We start from the raw sequence: 14,759 nt of genomic DNA, 5'->3' as shown, positions 1-14,759 counted from the left end.
TCGCCCCCGAGGCACCGGTCGTCGCCGTAGGTCGCCGTACGGCGGTGTCACCGGGCACCCCGCCGACGACGAAAGGGATCGACCATGAAATCTCCGGCACCCGCGAACGCGCGGATCAGCATCATCGGCGCCGGCCCCGGGGGCCTCACCTGCGCCCGCATCCTGCAGCGGCACGGCATCGCGGTGACCGTCTGGGACCGGGATCCGGACGCGGACGCCCGCGACCAGGGCGGCTCGCTCGACCTGCACGAGGAGGACGGCCAGCTCGCCCTGCGTGAAGCGGGCCTGCTCGAGGAGTTCTTCGCGCTCGCCAGGTTCGAGGGGCAGGAGATGCGCCGCCTCGATCCGGCGGGACGCGTCCTCGCCCACCATCTGCCGGCCGAGGGCGAGATGATCAGCCCCGAGATCGACCGCGGGCAGCTTCGCGATCTCCTGCTCCGCTCACTCGCCCCGGGGACGGTCCGGTGGGGACGCACCCTCGAATCGGTGAGCGGGCCGATCGGCGGGCCGCGAACCCTGACGTTCGCCGACGGGACGGCGGTCGAGGCGGATCTCGTGATCGGCGCGGACGGCGCCTTCTCCCGCGTCCGCGCCGCGGTGTCGCCCGCGACCCCGCGCTACACCGGGGTCGGTTTCCTGGAGGCGTGGTTCGACGACATGGACAGCGCACGCCCCGAGCTCGCCGAACTCGTCGGGAGGGGCAGCGCCCACGCCGCAGACGGGGACCGCGGCCTCTTCGCACAGCGCAACAGCGGCGGCCACATGCGGGTCTACATCATGCGGCGCGTCCCCCTGGACTGGATCGCGGCGAACGGGCTCCGCCCCGAGGACACCGAGGGAATCCGCGCGCTGCTGCTTCGCGAGTTCGCCGCCTGGTCGCCACGGCTGCTCCGGATGATCACCGACAACGACGGCCCGTACGTCGACCGTCCGATCTTCGCCCTGCCGGTGCCGCACACCTGGGAGCACTCGCCCAGCGTGACGCTCCTCGGCGACGCCGCGCACCTCATGCCGCCGTTGGGCGTCGGCGTCAACCTCGCCATGCTCGACGCCGCCGAACTCGCGCTCGCGCTGGTCGGCTCCGCCACCGTCGGCGACGCCGTACGCGGCTACGAGAAGACGATGCTGCCGCGCTCGGCCGAGACGGCCAGGCTGCTCGAACCCGGCGCCGAGTTCCTGCTGGCCGTGCCCGACCCCGGCGAGCATGTCAGGCTGGGTGGTCCCGGCTCCATGTGAGAAGGAGCGTGGCCTGGCGCGGAAGGATCGGCAGCATGCCTGACGGATGGGAGTGGGACAGCACCCTGTTTCAGGGATGCGCGTCCTACTACGAGCGCGGCCGGCTGCCGTACGCTCCGGGGCTCGCCGAAACGCTGGCCGCGGCGCTGGGCCTGGACGGGCGGGGCCGGCTCCTCGACGTCGGCTGCGGGCCGGGCACGGTGATCCTCGCTCTGGCGCGGTTCTTCGCCGAGGTGATCGGCGTCGACCCGGACGAGGACATGCTGGCCGAGGCCGCGCGGCAGGCCGGGCGTCGCGGGGTGACCAACGCGCGCTGGGTGGCCGCCCGCGCCGAGGACCTCCCGGCGGGTCTGGGCACGTTCCGGGTCGTGGTGTTCGCCCAGTCATTCCACTGGACCGATCGCGACCGCGTCGCCGCGACCGTGCGGGACATGCTGGAGCCGGGAGGCGCGTTCGTCCACATCAGCGATTTCAAGAACGCCCCCGCCGACCCGGCGCCGGTGCCGCTGCCCGCTCCCCCGTACGCGGAGATCGGCGAGCTGGTGCGCCGATATCTGGGGCCGGTGCGCCGTGCGGGGCAGGGGACGCTCGTCAACGGCACCCCGGATCGCGAGGACCTCGTGCTGGCACGGGCCGGGTTCGAGGGCTTCGAACGCCATGTCGTGCCGGCCGGAGCGGTGGCCGACCGCACCGCGGACGACGTCGTGGCGTGGGTGTTCTCCCAGTCAGGCTCGGCCCCTCACCTGTTCGGAGACAGGCTGACGGACTTCGAGCGGGACCTGCGCGCAGTGCTGCGGCGGACGTCACCCGACGGCCACTTCGCGGAGCGCCTTCCGGCGACCGAGATCATGGTCTGGCACAAGCCGCATGGAGTGCGATGACTCGTGTTCCGCACCCTGACCACGCCGCTCGACCGGCTGCCGCGCCGCACCGTGCTCCAGCGCGTGGTCGCCGACCACCTGAATGCCGGCCGCCACTGGCACTGGCGCCGCGGCCGCTTCCCCATCTAGAGGCGCACCACCCCAGGTTCCGTCTCCCGGGCGGGCGCGCGTAGCCGCGTCGCGAGTTCGCCGGTGGCGCGGGTCGCGTGCTGGTGCATGCCGGGGCCGAAGGTGATGCGTGTCGCGCCCAGCCGGGCCAGGCCGGTGATGGAATCGATCCCCGGCTGGGCTGCCATGTTGATGGGGCCCTCGATGCCCTCCCGCAGTACGGGCAGCACCTCGGGCGGCGCCAGAAGGGGATAGATGCAGTCGGCGCCGGCCGCCAGATACAGGCGGGCCCGTGTCAGGGCGTCGGCCGGATCGCCGGAACCGAACAGGAAAGTGTCGACGCGCGCGTTGATGAAAAGCGCGTCACCTGCGTGTGCGCGGACATCGGCCAGCCAGTCCGCGTGCCGGTGTGGGTCTTTGAGCGTGGCGTTCTCGGAGTCCTCCAGGTTGCAGCCGACGACGCCGGCCTCCAGGAGGCGCCCGACCAGTTCTCCGGGGGCGAGTCCGTAGCCGTCCTCGACGTCGGCGGATACGGGGACGGTGACCCCCCGGGCTATACGCGCTATCGCGTCGAACATTTCCTCCGGCGGGGTCGAGCCGTCCGCGTAACCGAGGGAGGCGGCGATCCCGGCGCTCGGTATGGCGAGCGCGGGAAAGCCGGCGTTGGCGAAGACGCGGGCACTGGCCACGTCCCAGGGTCCGGGCAGGACGAGCGGGTCGCCGGGGGCGCGCCCGTGGTGCAGGGCGCGGAAGGTGTGAGCGGTCATCTTCATCGATGTCCGGGATGGCACATGCATGCCCGCAACACTAGGCATCAAATGGCCCTGGGGTATGGTCCATTGTTATGACAGATTCCCGGGCCAATTCGGCGGCTGCCGCGCCTTCCACCTTCGGCGCCGACCTGCATCTGGAACTGTCCGGGCCTGGGCTGCGGGCCGGGCTCACAGACGCTCTGCGCGAGGCCGTACGCACGGGACGCCTGGCGCCCGGCACTCGGCTGCCGTCGTCCCGTTCGCTTGCCGCCGATCTCGGCATCGCCCGTAACACGGTGGCCGACTCCTATGCCGAACTGGTCGCCGAGGGCTGGCTCACCGCCCGGCAGGGCTCCGGAACCCGGGTGGCCGAACGGTCCGAGCCGCACAGGACGGCACCCTCCGCCCCCCGGACGCGACGGGCCCGTCCCCGTCCCACCTTCGGCCTGCTGCCGGGCGCGCCGGACCTCGCGACGTTTCCTCGCACGCAGTGGCTCGCCGCTGCCCGCCGCGCTCTGACCGCGGCTCCACACGACGCCTTCGGCTACGGCGACGCACGTGGCCGGGCGGAACTGCGCGCCGCCCTGGCGGACTATCTGGCGCGGGCCCGCGGGGTGTACGCCGCGCCGGAGCGGATCGTCGTCTGTTCCGGTTTCCACCATGGCCTGACGCTGATGGCGCAGGTGCTCCGGGCCCGGCGGGTTCGGGCCGTAGCCGTCGAGTCGTACGGACTTCACATCTATCGCGACCTGCTGAGCGACGCCGGCCTGCGCATCCCGCCCCTCTACGTCGACGAACACGGCGCCCGCACCGACGATCTGGCGCGGTTGAACGGGGCCGGCGCAGCACTGCTGACACCGGCGCATCAGTACCCGACAGGGGTCGCGCTGAGCCCGGCCCGGCGCACGGCGGCCGTCGACTGGGCGCGTGCCACCGGCGGGCTGATTTTGGAGGACGACTACGACGGAGAGTTCAGGTACGACCGTCAGCCGGTGGGTGCTCTGCAGGGCCTCGATCCAGAACGGGTGGTGTACTTCGGCACGGCGAGCAAGTCACTGGCTCCGGGACTGCGGCTCGCCTGGATGGTGCTGCCCGAGGAACTGGTCCCGGAGATCGTGGCGGCCAAGGGGCACATCGACTACATGTCCAGCGCGTTGGAACAGCTGACGCTCGCGGAGTTCATCACGTCGGGCGCGTACGACCGCCATGTGCGCTCGATGCGGCTGCGCTACCGGCGTCGCCGCGACCAACTGGTCGCGGCCCTGGCGCAGCGCGCCCCCGGCGTCCGCGTGACCGGCTTGGCCGCCGGGTTGCAGGTGGTCCTGGAACTCCCGCATGGAACCGAGCGCTCGGTCGTCCAGGCGGCGGCCCGGAAGGGTCTGGCGGTCAGCGGGATGGCGCCGTTCCGCCACGACGCGGCGGGCTCCGGCCGGCGGTTGCCCGAGCGGGACGCGCTGGTGGTCAACTACGCGGCCCCCTCGGACAGCGCGTGGGCGGGCGCGCTGGACGCACTCTGCCAGGTGCTGCCGTAGCCGGCCGACAGGCCCGCCCGCTGCCGGGCCGATGATCCACCGTGGTCAGCTCCCCGCGGGCTGCGTATCGGCGTCGAAGGTCTGTTGGTGGCGTCGGATTTCGGCCTGGTTGTCGGCCGACCACGCGGCCAGCGCCAGCACGGTCGAAAGCAACGACGTGCCCAGGCCGGTCAGCTCGTACTCGACCCTGGGCGGGACCTCGGGGTAGGCGGTTCGGCTGACGATCCCGTTGCGTCGCAGTTGCTTCAACGTCAGCGTCAGCATGCGCTGCGAGATGCCGGGGATCGCGGCGGCCAGGTCGGAGTAGCGTGTCGCGCCGTCGGCGAGGGTGCCGATGACGAGCACGCTCCACTTGTCGCCGACGAGGTCGAGAACCTCGCGGATGAAGTCCGCGTCCTGGTCGTCCCAATGGGCGCAGGGTCCCGGCGCGGCGCGCACGTCGGCCCGCACTCCGGTCCTGACCTTCCGTGTCTTCTCCGCCGCCATGCACGCCGCCCCTCTGGCGTAACCGCTTCTACACACATGAATGTGCCTTTTGTACGGGTTTTGATTCTAATGCACGATGTCGCTACGAACAGAAGGTATGTAGCCAGGAAGCGAGGGCGATTCCCGTGAAGATCGAGTTCTGGTCGGACATCGTGTGCCCGTACTGCGGGCTGATGGACCACAGGCTGCGCCAGGCACTGGACCGCTTCGCGCACGCCTCGGACGTCCACGTGGTGCATCGCTCTTTTCAGCTGCATCCCGACCTCCCTCGTGAGGGAGTGACCCAGCGGGAGCTGTTCCGCATGGCCGGAATGCCCGAGGCGACCGGCGAGCAGGTCCTGCGCCGGATCGAGGCGGCCGCCGAGGCCGAGGGACTCACGCCGTACAACGCGCTCGAACGCCGGCTGGGGCCGACCGACTTCGCCCACGAGCTTCTCGCGTACGCCGCCGGCCAGGGCCGTTCGGGCGAGATCTGGTCGGCGATGTTCCGCGCCCACTTCGGGCAGGGCCGCGACCTGTGGACCGTTGAGCAGGTGCTCGACTTCGCCTCGGAGGTGGGACTGGACCGCGACGGCGCGGCTGCCGCGCTGCACGACGGCAGATACCGGGCGCGGGTGGCCGACGACCAGCACACGGCCCAGCGCCTCGGCGCCCGCGGCACGCCGTTCATCGTCCTGGACGGAAAGTACGCCATGTCCGGCGCGATCGGCCCCGGCGAACTGCTCTCGGCCATTGGTTCCGTCTGGGAGGAGGGCCATCCGGCCGCCGTCTCCCCTCTGCCTCCGATAACCGGCGGCGACGGGGTGTGCACCCCGGACGGCTGCGTGGCCCCCGCCCCCAGCGGCGAATGATCCGTCCCGTCTCGCCGAATCCGATCAAAGGGAGAGTCTCATGTCCACAGCGTTCGAACCGATCACCATCGGCCGGCACACCGCCCGCAACAGGGTGGTCATGGCCCCGATGACGCGGAACCGCGCGTACGGGCCGGGAGCGAGCCCGACCCCGCTGATGGCGACCTACTACGCCCAGCGCGCCGACGCCGGTCTGATCATCACCGAAAGCACCCAGCCTTCGCCGATCGGGCAGGGCTTCCCGAACACGCCGGGGCTGCACAGCGCCGGACAGGTCGAGGCCTGGCGGAGGGTGACCGCCGGGGTGCACGAGCGGAACGGCTTGATCTTCGCTCAGCTCATGCACGCGGGGCGGGTCGGCCATCCCAGCCTGCACGGGGGAACGCTGACACCGGTCGGGCCGTCGCCGGTGAAGGCCGCCGGAACGGTGTTCACCATGGACGGCCCGCAGGAGTTCGTCACCCCGCGGGCGCTGGACCGGGCCGGCATCAAGGAGACCATCGAGGACTTCGCGTCGGCGGCGCGCAACGCGATCGAGGCCGGCTTCGACGGGGTGGAGTTGCACGCGGGCAGCGGCTTTCTGCTGCACCAGTTCCTATCGACGAACGCCAACCAGCGTGACGACGAGTGGGGCGGCAGCGCCCGGCGACGCGGCCGGTTCACCGTCGAGGTGGCCAGGGCCGTGGCGGACGCCGTCGGCGCCGACCGCGTCGGACTGCGGATCTGGCCGTCCCACGTCTACAACGACATCGTCGAAGACGGCCACCACGACACCTACCTCGCGCTGCTCGACGCGCTCAACCCGCTCGGCCTGGCCTACCTGCACATCGCCGAAGGACCCGACACGGAGCTCACCCACCGGCTGCGGGAACGGTGGACCGGCACGCTGATTCTCAACCCGTACACCCCCGGCGCATTCACCGGGCCTGAGTCGCTGAAGCTCATCGACGACAGCGCCGCCGACCTGATCTCCTACGCCTCGCTCTTCATGGCCAACCCGGACCTGCCTCGCCGGTTGCGGACCGGCGGGCCCTTCAACGCCCCCGACTTCAGCCGGGCCTACGGCGGAGACCACAAGGGCTACACCGACTACCCGGCCCTGACTTGTCTCCAGGAAAGTGGGCCGTCTACGCTGACTAATAAATTGTGAAGTTAGGTGAGGGGCATGAGGATCTTTCTGGCCGGCGCGTCCGGCGTGATCGGGCAGCGGCTGATTCCCCGCCTGGTCAAGGCAGGGCACGTGGTCGGCGGCATGACCCGCTCACCCGGCAAGACCGAGCTACTGGCCCGGCTCGGCGCCGAGCCGATCCTGTGCGACGTCTTCGACCGCGACGCCCTCGTCAAGGCGGTCCGCGACTTCGCCCCGGACGTCATCCTGAACGAACTGACCGATCTGCCCGACGAAGCGGAGAAGCTCGATGAGCACGTGGAGCTGAACGCGCGCATCCGGACCGAGGGCAACCAGAACCTGATCGAAGCGGCACGGCAGAGCGGATCGCCGAAGATCCTCGCCCAGACCGTCGCCTGGCGGCTCCAGGCCGGCCCCGATGCCGACGCCGTCGCCGAGCTCGAACGCTCCGTACTCGCCGAGGGCGGGGTCGTGCTCAGCTACGGACAGTTCTACGGACCCGGCACCTACAACGAACAGCAGATCCCCGCCGAGCCACGCGTCCAGATCGACCACGCCGCCGACCGTACGGTGGAACTGCTCGACGCGCCGTCAGGTGTCGTCGTCATCACCGACCGGCCCGCGTAGAAATCAGGGGACATCATGCCGCTCTCATTCGAGGGTGTTCTGGCCGATCGGACCACGTGGCGGCTGGACAACTGCTCGATCGGCAGGTCGATGGAGACCATCGGCACGCGGTCGGCGATGCTGATCCTGCGCGAGGCCTTCTACGGCACGACCCGGTTCGACGACTTCGTACGGCGGACGAAGATCGGCGACGCGATCGTCGCGGCACGGCTCAAGGACCTGACCGACATCGGGGTGTTCACCAAGCAGCCCTACCGGGAGCCGGGCAAGCGGACCCGCTACGAATACCTGCTGACGGAGAAGGGCAGGGACCTGTTCCCTGCCGTCTTCGCGCTCATGCAGTGGGGCAACAAGTACCTGCAGGGTGAGGACGGCGGCCCGCTGCGTCTCGTCGAACGGGGCACCGGCGAGCCGGTCGTGATCGGCCCGCGCACCGTCTCCGGCAGGGATGTCGGCCCCGAGGACCTCGCCATCGTGGCCCACGGTGACTGGGCCGACCCGCAGAGAGGCTGATCGTGCGTCAGGCGCTGTTCGACACTCCAGGCGGAACGCCGGCGGAGTGGCCCGGAAATCCCCTGCGGAAATGGCCCATGCCCGGCATCCGCCGGACGCGTTAGCGTCTCCGCATGCCGATCCGTGCCGTGCTCTGGGACATCGACGACACTCTGTTCGACTACGCCGGCGCCGACCGCGCCGGCCTCCGCGACCATCTGGCCGCCGAAGGGCTCGCCGCGCTGTTCCCCTCCGTCGACGACGCCCTTCGTCACTGGAAGGCCCAGACAGAGCTGCACTGGGCGAGATTCATCGCGCAGGAGACCGACTTCCAGGGACAGCGCCGCGCGCGTGTCCGGGGCTTTCTCGGCGTGGACATGGACGACTCCGAAGCGGACGCCTGGTTCGATCGCTACGTGGCCCACTTCGAAGCCTGCTGGGCGCTCTTCCCCGACAGCCTCGCGACCTTGCACGAGCTCGCCACCGAATTCCGTCAAGCCGTGCTGTCGAACTCCAGGCTGGACTACCAGGAACGCAAGTTGCGCATCCTCGGCGTGCGGGACCATTTCGAGACCGTCCTGTGCGCCGCCGAACTCGGCGTGTCCAAACCCCAGGCCGCCGCCTTTCACGCGGCGTGCGACGCGCTGGAGCTGCCCCCGGGCGAGGTGCTGTACGTCGGCAACGAGCCCGACATCGACGCGGGCGGTGCGATGGCCGCCGGGCTCGCCGCGGTCTGGCTTGACCGGGACGGCGTCGGCGGGCGCTCCGATCTGGTGCGGATCACCGATCTCGGCCAGCTTTCCCGGTTGCTGACGCCGGGACGATCCTCATGGAGCGCCGGGTAGCGCCGGCGGTGACGGGCACCGCCGGCCCCAGTGAACGGAGAACGTGAGCGGCGAACGCTCAGTCCGCCACGATCACTTCATCTCGAACTCGGCACGATGGACGCTGCCGTCGGCCAACGTCACCGTGAAGGTGCGCCGGCTCCCTGCCCACGACCGCGGCGTATCGACGTTGAGGTGGTAGGAACCGAGCGTGCTGATCCAGTGATAATCGGCACCCGGCGCGTCGAACGTGGCCGACACGACCGCCGGCTCACCGTCCATCTCGCCGCCGATCGTCCACTTGATCGGGATGGTCCGGCCGGCGTTGACGACGGTGACGCCGTCCGCCTTGACCGGGGGCCTGAACCCGCCGAACGTCCCGGGCGCCGGAAGGGTGACGGTGACGGCGGCGGACCGGGATGCGTCGGCGGTCGAGGTGGCGGTGACCGTCAGAGTCCGCGCCTTCTCGTCGGACGCGACCGTCAGCAGTCCCTCGCCGTCGATGGTCGTGCCGGTGCTCGCGTTGCCGCTCACGCTCCACGTCACGCTCTGCGCCGGGTGGCCGTCGCCGGTCACCGTGGCGGTGAAGGAGCGCTTCTCACCCCTGGAGACGGTGACGACCGAGGGAGTGACCGACACCCCGGTCACGACCGGCGCCGGAGGCGTCGCCGTGAACGAGAAGTTGGTGTCGTCCCAGAAGTAGCCCACTCCGGTGTTGGCGTTGACGCCCCCGAAGTAGCGGTTGTCCGGGTCGTAGAAGACCGCTTCGAAATACTGGGACTGCGCGGAGTTGCGGTAGACCTCGTAGTCCATGTGGCCGTCGTCCTGCAGGTCGATGACCGCGATCGACATGGGTCCGTGGCCCAGGCCGATCACGAGGTGACCACGCACCCAGGCCGCGCTCTGGACGACGTCGTACGCGCTGTTGATGTGATAGGTCGCCAGGAGGTCCCAGGTGCCGTTGTACTCCCCGGCGGCGGCCGGGGCGTAGACGCCGTAACGCCCGTGCTCGATGCCGGTGGCCGGCTTGATCGTGCGTACGGTGGTTGCCGTCGTCGGTCAGCATCACCGCGACGCCGGGCTGGTCGGTCCAGATCACGTTGCACTTGGCGCCGAAGTCATCGGGGACGTCGAAGGCGGTGGCGTGCACGCCGTCGAGCGTGTTCGTGCCGTCGAGGTCGATGTTCGACGCCTTGACGACGTAGAACGCCGGCGCCTGGGTGTAGCTGCTGGATCCGTTGCCGAAGATCAGGTCGCCGCTCGCCTCGTCGTAGGAGAACGAGTTGAGGTGGCCGAAGTTGTGCGTGAACGTGTGGACGAGGGTGGCCGTCTTCGCGGCGTAGTCGATGTCGTAGACGTACACGTGGCCGTTCGCGACCGTGTGGCTGTCGTCGCCGGCGGCGCCGATCCACAGCTTGCCGTCGACGACGTTGCCGCCCTGCTCGTCGTGCATCCCGGGGATGGTGAACTGCGGCGTGATGGTCGAGGCGTTCACCTTGTAGTCGTCCCGGGGGTCCAGCACGACCGTGCTGAGCGTGACCCAGACGCTTCGCTCGCTCATGTCGATCGGCCGCACCGAGCCGGCGGCGTCGTGGCTGAGGACGTACGAGATCTTCGCGGTGCCTGAGGGGATCATGTAGACATACGGCGAGGCCAGGCTCTTCCAGCCGGACGACGGCGGCAGGAAGGTGCCGTCGGCGTCGTAGGCGAAGATCGTCACCGAGACGTCGGCGCCCTTGGGGCCGCCGTCGAACTTCAGCGCCTGCCAGGAGCGATCGACGGCGACCGGCGCCTTCAGGCGGATCCGCGTCGCGACGTCGCTCGCGCCGTCGCGCTTCTCCCCGGTCGCCGAGGCGATCGTCCCCTGCTCGAAGTCGTTGAACGCGGGGTCGCTCGTGGAAGGCGGAGCGACGGAATCGGGCACGACGCCGAAGATCGGCTGAAGGAAGATGAATCTTCACGAACGGGACGCCTGTGGGCCGGAACCTGCGGAGGGGTTAGCGGTGTAGAGGTAACGACCACGTACGCCCCCCTGAGGAGTCGTCCATGCTTCGCACCACGCTGACGCCGATGCTGACCTTGGCCCTGGCCTGTTCCCTGCTCGCGGGGTGTGCCGGGCAGCCGTCCGGCGGGTGTCCCGACCGGTTGTCACCGGCTCCGCTGCCCACCTGGGCCCGCACGGGATTCCACCCGCCCGACCAGGCGATGCCGTACGTCCTGGGGGACCGGGGCGACATCGTGGCCGTGCTGTTCGGCGATCGGTTGCTGTCGCCGCCGGAGGAAAATCGCGGCAACAAGATCCTCTGGGTGTCGCGGGTGTCCCAGGACGGGGATCCCCTGCGGATCGAGGCGCGCCTCGACGGCTCGGGTGCTCCCGTCGTACGCGAGGTGCCCGGCGGGCCCGGCCCGTCGGGCGTCGACCTGCCGAAAGCGGGCTGCTGGCACCTGACGTTGCGCTGGTCGGGCCACGTCGACACCCTCAGGCTGCGGTACGTCCATCCGTGAACGTGGGGCGGCGGACGCTGTGCGGCGCCCGCCGCCCCGAGGGGATTACTGCGGGGCGGGCTGGAGCGCGCGGCCGCCGCCGAACGCCTTCACGCGGCAGGTGTCCTGGATCTTGGCGATGTCGACGTCGTCGCCGGGGACGCTCGCGTACCGCCAGCCGATCTTGGCGGGGGCGGGCGCCTTGACGAGGTGGACGTCGAAGCCGTGGTCCTGCAGGCACTTGGCCTCGATGCGGACGCTCTTGGCGTAGTGCGGGTTCTTGGCCGGGTCGAGCTCCGGCGGCAGCAGCGGCCGCAGGCGCTCGCAGGCGGCCCGCGCGGACTTCTCGGCCGCCTTGGACCAGGTGCCCTTGCTCGGCATGCCGTGCTTGGTCAGGCACCGGGCGTACGCCTCGCGGAACTTGCGCACCTCGGCGGCGGAGCTGTTCAGGCGCAGCTGCGCGCGGGACTTCGTGGTGTGGGCGGGCTTGGGCTTGGACACGGTCTGCGCCGCGACCGGCCGGGCGGCCGACGCGTGACCGGCGGAGACGGGAGCGGGGGTGCCGGGGGCCCCCGCAGCCTCGGCGGTACCACAGGCGGTGAGGACGCCGCAGGCCAGGGCGGCGAAGGAGATCGCGGTGACGTGTCGTGCGGACATGCGCCGCTCGGTTCGGTTGCTCATGCCGGAGACAATGGCCGAGCAATGTCAGGAACTTGTCAGGAACCTTTGGCCGGCAGATGAGCAGGGGCGAGGCGGTCCTCGGGCCCACCTACTATCGCCAACTGTGGGTGCATATGTCCTGATAGCAGAGGACGACGTCAAGCAGGCCGAGCTCATCCGCCGCTATCTGGAGCGGGAGGGCCACGAGGTCGACGCCGTCCATGACGGCCGCGCGGCCCTGGATGCGGTACGCCGGCGGGCCCCCGACCTGCTGGTGCTCGACGTGATGATGCCCAAGGTCGACGGACTGGACGTCTGCCGCATCCTGCGCGCCGAGTCGGACCTCCCGGTGCTGATGCTGACCGCCCGTTCCACCGAGGACGACCTGCTGCTCGGCCTGGACCTCGGCGCGGACGACTACATGACCAAGCCGTACAGTCCGCGCGAGCTGATGGCGCGCGTCCGCACGCTGCTCAGGCGCGCCCGTGCCGTCGCCGTCCCGGCCCGGCCGCCCGCGCCGGTGCTGAGGGCCGGGGCCCTGGTCGTCGACCCCGACCGCCACGAGGTCAGCGTGGACGGCGTGCCCGTCGAGTGCACCCCCGGCGAGTTCGCGGTGCTGGAGCTGCTCGTCAGCGAGCCGGGACGGGTGTTCACCCGCGAGCAGATCCTCACCCGGCTGCACGGGTTCGACCGCTACATCACCTCGCGCACCGTGGACGTCCACATCATGAACCTCCGCCGGAAGATCGAGCCCACGCCGCGCCGTCCCGTACGGCTCCTCACCGTCTATGGGGTGGGCTACAAGCTCGCCGACGACCGGCGGGACGCGCGCGATGCGGACTGACGTGCCGCTGCACCGCAGCCTGCTGGTGCGGGTGCTCGCGGTCTCCGTGCTGGTGTCGGTCTGCTCGATCGCGGCCACGGCCTGGCTGACCGCGCGGAGCACCACCGTGGCGATCAGGCAGGAACAGGGACAGGCGCTCACCGACGACGCCCGCACGTACGACACCCTGCTCGGCTACGCGGCCGCCCACCCCGGCTGGGACGGCGCGGGGAAGATCGTGCAACAGTTGGCGCGCGAGACCGGCCGCCGCGTCACGATCACCACCGAGCAGCGCGTGCCGCTCGTGGACTCCGACACCGGGCCGCCCGCGACCCTGCCCGCGCGGCCGACCGCGTCGATCGACCCGCTGCACATGGACACGGCCCTCGCGGCCGCGTCCGGTTCGTCCCTGACCACCGGGTACTCGGACGCATCGCAGGGCGAGGCCATGGCGGCCGTGACCGACCACATCGACCCGCGCGCCGTTGGCCCCTTCCTACTGCCGCGCAAGGAACGCGACGCCCTGCGCGTCGCCGCCGAACGGCGTGCCGCCTGCCTGCGCGACGCCTTCGGCACCGTCGCCACGATCGCCTACAGCCCGAGCGGACGACCGGTGCTCGACACCCGGGGCGCGCGGCCGTACTCCGATACCCGGTGCCCGAGCACCGTCCTCGACCGGCCGACCGCCACCGAGGCCAAGGCCCTCGCGGCGCTGCAGAAGCTCGTCGACAGTTGCCTGGAGCGGCGGCACGAGTCGAACGTGCGGCTCAACCTCGACTTCAGCTGGACGCGGGTGCCCGGAGCCGTGCCCGCCCAGGCGGCGGACGACGGCCCCCGCGGCGGCGTCGTCCCGGAATGCGTCGCCGGCAGCCGCCGCGAGCAGCTCACGCCGTACGTCGCCCCGCCCGCGCTGCTCTTCCTCAGCAGCCGAGGCGGCGACACGTCCACCGTCTTCGACCTGTCGCCGGAGAACCAGGCCCGCATCGCCGGCGTCGCCGCCCTCGTGCTGCTGATCACCGTCACCGCCAGCGTCATGGCCGGCACCCGGCTGAGCCGCCCCCTGCGGGCGCTCACCGACGCCGTACGGCAGATGGAGGAAGGGCGCGCCGCCCGCGTGGAGGTCAAGGGGAAGGACGAGATCGGCAGGCTCGCCGCGGCCTTCAACGCCATGGCCGAGCGGCGCGAACGACTGGAGGAGCTGCGCAAGGCGATGGTCGGCGACGTCGCCCACGAGCTGCGGACGCCGCTGAGCAACATCCGCGGCTGGCTGGAGGCCGCCCAGGACGGGCTCGCCGACCCCGATCCGGAGCTCGTGGCGTCGCTGCTGGAGGAGGCCCTCCTGCTCCAGCGCGTCATCGACGACCTCCAGGACCTGGCGGTGGCCGACGCGGGCGAGCTGAGAATGCACACCGAGCCGGTCGACGTGGCCGACCTGCTCACCCAGGCCGCGACCGCCCACCGGGGCGGCGCGGAGGCCGCCGGCGTCACCCTGCTGACGAAGGCCGACGGCCGCCTCCATCTGGTCGCCGATCCCGTACGACTGCGCCAGATGGTGGGCAACCTCGTCTCCAACGCCGTACGGCACACCCCGCCCGGCGGCACCGTGAGCCTGCTCGCCCGCCATGACGGCGGCGACGTGGTGATCGACGTCGCCGACACCGGCAGCGGGATCGCGCCCGGCGACCTCCCGCTGGTCTTCGAGAGGTTCTGGCGGGTGGAGAAGTCGCGCAGCAGGCGGAGCGGTGGCAGCGGGCTCGGCCTGCCCATCGCCCGCAAGCTCGCCGAGGCCCACGGCGGGTCGCTCAGCGCCACCAGCGTCGTCGGCGAAGGTTCCACCTTCACCCTCCGGCTCCCCGCTTGACCGAAGTCCGCCC

17 protein-coding genes are annotated in these 14,759 nt (G+C 70.9%); 12 read left to right on the top strand and 5 right to left on the bottom strand.

What is annotated here, in order from left to right:
• The first annotated feature begins 84 nt into the window (after positions 1 to 84).
• From FLV34_RS07570 to FLV34_RS40260, 3 genes are read left to right on the top strand one after another with little or no spacing between them, the layout of a single operon-like run.
• Positions 85 to 1,236 (top strand): NAD(P)/FAD-dependent oxidoreductase, encoded by a 1,152-nt coding sequence (locus FLV34_RS07570; RefSeq protein WP_147942700.1) that lies wholly within the window; start codon positions 85 to 87, stop codon positions 1,234 to 1,236.
• 35 nt (positions 1,237 to 1,271) lie between these two features.
• Complete coding sequence (locus FLV34_RS07565; RefSeq protein WP_142651322.1) at positions 1,272 to 2,117, top strand: class I SAM-dependent methyltransferase; 846 nt, start codon at positions 1,272 to 1,274, stop codon at positions 2,115 to 2,117.
• A gap of 3 nt (positions 2,118 to 2,120) precedes the next feature.
• The gene (locus tag FLV34_RS40260; RefSeq protein WP_205831016.1) at positions 2,121 to 2,246 is read left to right on the top strand and encodes a hypothetical protein; all 126 of its coding nucleotides are present in this window, start codon (positions 2,121 to 2,123) and stop codon (positions 2,244 to 2,246) included.
• Here FLV34_RS40260 and FLV34_RS07560 read toward each other — a convergent pair.
• Entirely contained in the window at positions 2,243 to 2,992 is a 750-nt protein-coding gene (locus FLV34_RS07560) for an isocitrate lyase/phosphoenolpyruvate mutase family protein (RefSeq protein WP_147942699.1), read from the bottom strand. The genes FLV34_RS40260 and FLV34_RS07560 overlap by 4 nt on opposite strands.
• A 77-nt stretch (positions 2,993 to 3,069) precedes the next feature.
• Between FLV34_RS07560 and FLV34_RS07555 the strand changes: the two genes are divergently transcribed.
• Positions 3,070 to 4,509 (top strand): PLP-dependent aminotransferase family protein, encoded by a 1,440-nt coding sequence (locus FLV34_RS07555; protein ID WP_147942698.1) that lies wholly within the window; start codon positions 3,070 to 3,072, stop codon positions 4,507 to 4,509.
• A gap of 45 nt (positions 4,510 to 4,554) precedes the next feature.
• Here the strand turns inward: FLV34_RS07555 and FLV34_RS07550 are convergent, their stop codons facing one another.
• Complete coding sequence (locus tag FLV34_RS07550; RefSeq protein ID WP_142622504.1) at positions 4,555 to 4,995, bottom strand: helix-turn-helix domain-containing protein; 441 nt, start codon at positions 4,993 to 4,995, stop codon at positions 4,555 to 4,557.
• A gap of 125 nt (positions 4,996 to 5,120) precedes the next feature.
• Between FLV34_RS07550 and FLV34_RS07545 the strand changes: the two genes are divergently transcribed.
• The 5 genes from FLV34_RS07545 (at position 5,121) to FLV34_RS07525 (ending at position 8,939) form a co-directional block, all read left to right on the top strand.
• Complete coding sequence (locus FLV34_RS07545) at positions 5,121 to 5,846, top strand: DsbA family protein (RefSeq protein ID WP_142651325.1); 726 nt, start codon at positions 5,121 to 5,123, stop codon at positions 5,844 to 5,846.
• 40 nt (positions 5,847 to 5,886) lie between these two features.
• A complete protein-coding gene (locus tag FLV34_RS07540) occupies positions 5,887 to 6,996 on the top strand; it encodes an alkene reductase (protein ID WP_147942697.1) in 1,110 nt (369 codons plus the stop codon).
• A gap of 15 nt (positions 6,997 to 7,011) precedes the next feature.
• Complete coding sequence (locus tag FLV34_RS07535) at positions 7,012 to 7,602, top strand: NAD(P)-dependent oxidoreductase (RefSeq protein ID WP_142651327.1); 591 nt, start codon at positions 7,012 to 7,014, stop codon at positions 7,600 to 7,602.
• Positions 7,603 to 7,617: 15 nt separating this feature from the next.
• Positions 7,618 to 8,115 carry a helix-turn-helix domain-containing protein gene (locus FLV34_RS07530; RefSeq protein ID WP_142651328.1) on the top strand — a complete coding sequence of 166 codons (498 nt, stop codon included), beginning with the start codon at positions 7,618 to 7,620 and terminating at the stop codon, positions 8,113 to 8,115.
• A gap of 128 nt (positions 8,116 to 8,243) precedes the next feature.
• Entirely contained in the window at positions 8,244 to 8,939 is a 696-nt protein-coding gene (locus FLV34_RS07525) for an HAD family hydrolase (RefSeq protein WP_222709437.1), read from the top strand.
• Positions 8,940 to 9,011: 72 nt separating this feature from the next.
• On the opposite strand, the gene FLV34_RS07520 is transcribed toward FLV34_RS07525, so the two are convergent.
• Together FLV34_RS07520 and FLV34_RS07515 are read right to left on the bottom strand one after the other, a co-directional pair.
• Entirely contained in the window at positions 9,012 to 9,557 is a 546-nt protein-coding gene (locus FLV34_RS07520; protein ID WP_147942695.1) for a PxKF domain-containing protein, read from the bottom strand.
• Complete coding sequence (locus FLV34_RS07515) at positions 9,517 to 10,842, bottom strand: hypothetical protein (protein WP_147942694.1); 1,326 nt, start codon at positions 10,840 to 10,842, stop codon at positions 9,517 to 9,519. Before FLV34_RS07515 ends, FLV34_RS07520 begins: the two co-directional genes overlap by 41 nt.
• Positions 10,843 to 10,964: 122 nt before the next feature.
• Between FLV34_RS07515 and FLV34_RS07510 the strand changes: the two genes are divergently transcribed.
• Complete coding sequence (locus FLV34_RS07510) at positions 10,965 to 11,423, top strand: hypothetical protein (RefSeq protein ID WP_222709436.1); 459 nt, start codon at positions 10,965 to 10,967, stop codon at positions 11,421 to 11,423.
• A gap of 45 nt (positions 11,424 to 11,468) precedes the next feature.
• Here the strand turns inward: FLV34_RS07510 and FLV34_RS07505 are convergent, their stop codons facing one another.
• Positions 11,469 to 12,083 (bottom strand): hypothetical protein, encoded by a 615-nt coding sequence (locus FLV34_RS07505; RefSeq protein WP_142651331.1) that lies wholly within the window; start codon positions 12,081 to 12,083, stop codon positions 11,469 to 11,471.
• A gap of 103 nt (positions 12,084 to 12,186) precedes the next feature.
• On the opposite strand from FLV34_RS07505, the gene FLV34_RS07500 reads away from it, so the two are divergent.
• Complete coding sequence (locus FLV34_RS07500) at positions 12,187 to 12,906, top strand: response regulator transcription factor (protein ID WP_142651332.1); 720 nt, start codon at positions 12,187 to 12,189, stop codon at positions 12,904 to 12,906.
• The gene (locus FLV34_RS07495) at positions 12,896 to 14,746 is read left to right on the top strand and encodes a HAMP domain-containing sensor histidine kinase (RefSeq protein ID WP_147942693.1); all 1,851 of its coding nucleotides are present in this window, start codon (positions 12,896 to 12,898) and stop codon (positions 14,744 to 14,746) included. Before FLV34_RS07500 ends, FLV34_RS07495 begins: the two co-directional genes overlap by 11 nt.
• Positions 14,747 to 14,759: the final 13 nt, after the last annotated feature.

Source organism: Microbispora sp. CSR-4 (assembly GCF_008033685.1).
Classification (GTDB): Bacteria; Actinomycetota; Actinomycetes; order Streptosporangiales; family Streptosporangiaceae; genus Microbispora.
The sequence above is the reverse complement of the archived record's forward strand: the minus strand, read 5'-3'. Positions and strand labels throughout refer to the sequence as shown.

Coding starts and splice junctions, on each gene's coding strand:
- FLV34_RS07570 (WP_147942700.1), top strand. CDS start 85: ATGAAATCTCCGGCACCCGCGAACGCGCGGATCAGCATCATCGGCGCC.
- FLV34_RS07565 (WP_142651322.1), top strand. CDS start 1,272: ATGCCTGACGGATGGGAGTGGGACAGCACCCTGTTTCAGGGATGCGCG.
- FLV34_RS07560 (WP_147942699.1), bottom strand. CDS start 2,992: ATGACCGCTCACACCTTCCGCGCCCTGCACCACGGGCGCGCCCCCGGC.
- FLV34_RS07555 (WP_147942698.1), top strand. CDS start 3,070: ATGACAGATTCCCGGGCCAATTCGGCGGCTGCCGCGCCTTCCACCTTC.
- FLV34_RS07550 (WP_142622504.1), bottom strand. CDS start 4,995: ATGGCGGCGGAGAAGACACGGAAGGTCAGGACCGGAGTGCGGGCCGAC.
- FLV34_RS07540 (WP_147942697.1), top strand. CDS start 5,887: ATGTCCACAGCGTTCGAACCGATCACCATCGGCCGGCACACCGCCCGC.
- FLV34_RS07535 (WP_142651327.1), top strand. CDS start 7,012: ATGAGGATCTTTCTGGCCGGCGCGTCCGGCGTGATCGGGCAGCGGCTG.
- FLV34_RS07530 (WP_142651328.1), top strand. CDS start 7,618: ATGCCGCTCTCATTCGAGGGTGTTCTGGCCGATCGGACCACGTGGCGG.
- FLV34_RS07510 (WP_222709436.1), top strand. CDS start 10,965: ATGCTTCGCACCACGCTGACGCCGATGCTGACCTTGGCCCTGGCCTGT.
- FLV34_RS07505 (WP_142651331.1), bottom strand. CDS start 12,083: ATGAGCAACCGAACCGAGCGGCGCATGTCCGCACGACACGTCACCGCG.
- FLV34_RS07495 (WP_147942693.1), top strand. CDS start 12,896: ATGCGGACTGACGTGCCGCTGCACCGCAGCCTGCTGGTGCGGGTGCTC.